This window comes from Bacillus cereus group sp. BceL291 (assembly GCF_051776705.1).
Taxonomy (GTDB): Bacteria; Bacillota; Bacilli; order Bacillales; family Bacillaceae_G; genus Bacillus_A; species Bacillus_A cereus.
This window is the reverse complement of record NZ_JBPWAP010000172.1, coordinates 1-3,702: the sequence shown is the minus strand read 5'-3', so window position 1 is coordinate 3,702 and position 3,702 is coordinate 1. Positions and strand designations below refer to the sequence as shown.

Sequence of the window (3,702 nt, the reverse complement as noted above, 5' to 3'; positions counted from 1 at the left end):
TGCAGGACGGTTACGGTTTCCTTTTGGAATGATATTACTTTCAAAAGGTATTTTATTAATTTCTTTAACATTGAATACTGTCATATAGCTACATCTCCTATCAGATTATTTAATACGCTTTCAATCTTTCTTAAATACATATTTCTATATTTATGAGTACAGTATATCTCTGTCTTGAAATAAAAAAGCATAGATATTTTCACCTATTGATGAAGATATCTATGCTTTTTATAAATGAAGGGGCTACCTATGCATCAATTGTTGCATAGGTATATGTGTACACAATACCCAATACCGGAAATGTAGACATAACTTCTGCATAACATAATACTACAAATCCACAAACATTTGCTGTAATCATGAATGAAAAAAATAACTAATGGATCAACAAATCTTGCTGTCATTTATCCAGTTAATAAGAGAACTCCTTTACCAATCATCGTGTCAATCCCTAACCCTGTATGACTAATTGGCCCTAGCGTTTATTTTAAAATTTAACTTTTACCCTCTAATTATTATGCATCAAATTTTTTAAATAAGTTGGCCACTATGTATGCTTCCTTTTGCGAAAGAAGAGCTAAGATATTATTCCTAGCTCTTCTTTCATAAAATCAATCTATATTATAGGTTAAATAAACCTTTATTTTACTTCATTAGCTACAAAGACATGTGGACTTGAAATACGTTTCAAGTCCACATTTCCACCTGATATAACTGCCACTACCTTTTTACCTATTGTATAATGTTGAACTTTTCCTGAAAGTAGAGCTGCTATAGCTAACTCCAGCGCCTTCTACTACAGCTTTATCACGTTGTAATAAATCTTTCATTGCTACCTCTAGTTCATCTTTTGATATTGTAACAATATCATTCACTAATTCTTTAACAATTTCAAAGATTAAGTTTCCAGGTATTTTAACCGCACATTCATCTGCAATTGCAGGTGCTTCATATTGAGATAAGATTTTTTCAGTATCAAATGAAGCTTTCATCCCATGGACATTATTAGCCTGGAAACCAATAATATTAATTGACGGATTAAATGATTTCAGTGCAACTGCAATCATTGAAATAATACCTCCACCATCAATGGGGTCAATTACAGTATCTACGTCCCACATTTCATCCAAAATATCTAAACAAATAGTTCCTTGACCAGTCATTACCTCTACATCATCATATGGGTGTAAATAAGTTTCATCTGTTTCTTGTATGTTTTCCTCACATTTAGCCTTAGCATCATCAAAAGTTTCGCCATATAATACAACTTTAGAACCATATCCTCTAGTTGCATCAACCTTAGCTTGTGGTGCTGAAGTTGGCATTACAAATTTACTTTTAAACCCTAGTAAATGAGAAGATAATGCTACGCCTTGTGCATGATTGCCCGCTGAATAAGCAATAACCCCACGTGTTTTTTGTTCAGCGGTTAAATTCAAAATTTTATTAAACGCGCCACGAAATTTAAAAGATCCAGTTAATTGCATTATTTCTAGTTTTAAATAAATTTCTCCACCTGTTTTACTTGTTAAATAAAACGATTTAACAAGAGGCGTTTTGCGTACATTCCTAAACACTTTCTTGTGAGCTCTTTTTATATCAGTGGCTAGTCTTGAATAATCATATTAGCACTTCTTTCAAAGGTTTATAATCTATAATGTTGTGTCTAAATTTTCATACGTGATGATGCCTTTATAAATGTTTATACCAGATGCTAATGATGGCGTATGATTCAATGCATTTTCCAATCCGTCTTTAGCAATTACCAATAAATGTTTAAGCATTTCCATTCGCTAACGCCATGGTCGAAGTGCGCGGCGTAGCACCAGGCATATTTGGCACAGCATAATGAATTATATCGTATTTAACAAATATAGGAGTGTTATGTGTTGTATAGTGATCGACTGTTTCTATTGTTCCCCCTTGATTAATTGCAATATCTACAATCACACTACCTGGTTTCATTAATTGCACCATATACTCTTTCACAATTTTTGGAGGCTTAGATCCTGGTATTAATATTGTCGAAATAAATCTTCATCCTTTATTTTATTTTCTAAATTTTAGGTATTGAATTCGATAATCTCAACTGGATCATTTATATATTTTTGTTTTAAATATTCTATTTGTTTTATATTTACATCTAAAATAATGACATTACATCCAATTCCGATTGCCATATCACATGCATTACCTCCACCTAAAATAACTACATTTCCCCCTGACATTTCCTCAATAACTGATAATAAAATACCTTCTCTTTGATTTTGTTTTCTAAATACTAAGCACCCATAAAGACTGCGCGACGATCAGCAATCGTACTCATAGGCTTTAATAGAGATAAAACACCGTCCTCACTAATCGTTTCCCAGTTCCAGCCCTTTGCATTGCTTCTACACATTCCTTTGAAGCCGCTAGATGTAAAAATCTCCATACTATAAGGTCTTTTTTAAAGTAGTGATATTCTGCAGGTAATGGCTCTTTAACTTTTACCACCATATCTACTTTTCGCGCCTCTCTTTGAGATACTAGATTTGCTCCTGCACTTATATATTCCGCATTCGAATAACCAGAACCTAAACCAGCATCTTTCTGTACCACAACTTGATGTCCATCCACAACTAACTTTCTGATATTTTCAGGAGTCATTCCTACACCAGCTTCCCCTTTTTTTAATTCTTTAACTACTCCAATTTTCATGATCTACACGTCCTTTTAAAACTGGTGTAATCCTAATACAAATATTTGTAAACAAAAATAAATAATAGATAAAATTTAGAACCAGTGATGTTTATCGTATTATTTTTATCATTAGTTTGCCATTATACGATAACAACATTTAAAATCATACGTCAACAATTTGTAAAAATTTCTGCAAATTATATTCATTTAACTCCAAAAAATACTATTCAAAAATAATTATTGAATAGTATTTTTGAATATGCTAAATTTTGTCACGAATACATCTCTTATGAGTTTAAATTAGCTGTAATTTTATATTAGGGAAGTTAACCTGTGTAATTTATGTGTAGGTGGTAAAATATAAAACATTTAATGTAAATGCTATTAAATATTTTTATAGTTCAATAAGTATTAGATTCGAGTTCAGATGTTTCAGCGTCTTGTTCTTGATGACACATATCATTTTACCGATTGCATGAATTTGGATACCGAACTTCATATGCCATCTTTTTAGGAACACATCAGTTTTTTAAAGGCTTAGACTTTTCTATGGTGTTTTGGTTTAACCAAAACTGAAAATCGATCCTAAAGGCGGATTAGGGTCCGCTATGGGCTTTCCTGTATCGTATTATCTGTAATAAAACAAAAAAATGAAATTATACTTCTAACTTTTGAATAGTAATCTATACAAAACCTAAAAATAATTTTTGAACTTCTCAATTTTGGTAATAGAGGTCATACAAGTGATAAAAAATTATGATATCAATCTTTGTTTATTTATTATTTGTTATTTATTAGTACAATTGATGTTCGTTAGAGGTTCACTACTCTTTTTGTATTTCCTTATATCTTTGCACTTGTAGCATATAAGATAACAAATAAAAGAAAACATAATAAGATTAGTAGTAATGAACTGCACCCCAATTGTTAGACACAGTCTAACAATTGGAGGTGCAGTTTTTCTATGGCTAAATTTACAGCTGATGAAAAAATACAAATCGTTCTACGTTATTTGAACGG

Annotated in this window: 3 pseudogenes; all 3 read right to left on the bottom strand. The window is 31.4% G+C overall.

From position 1 onward, the window contains the following. Window positions 1-256 precede the first annotated feature (256 nt). Window positions 257-440 (bottom strand): annotated as a pseudogene (locus tag ACS2CR_RS33695) (amino acid permease); the annotation flags it as partial. Between the two features lie 200 nt (window positions 441-640). Continuing rightward, window positions 641-1,598 (bottom strand): annotated as a pseudogene (gene tdcB, locus ACS2CR_RS33690) (bifunctional threonine ammonia-lyase/L-serine ammonia-lyase TdcB). A gap of 22 nt (window positions 1,599-1,620) precedes the next feature. Then, window positions 1,621-2,700: pseudogene (locus tag ACS2CR_RS33685) on the bottom strand (alanine dehydrogenase). Window positions 2,701-3,702: the final 1,002 nt, after the last annotated feature.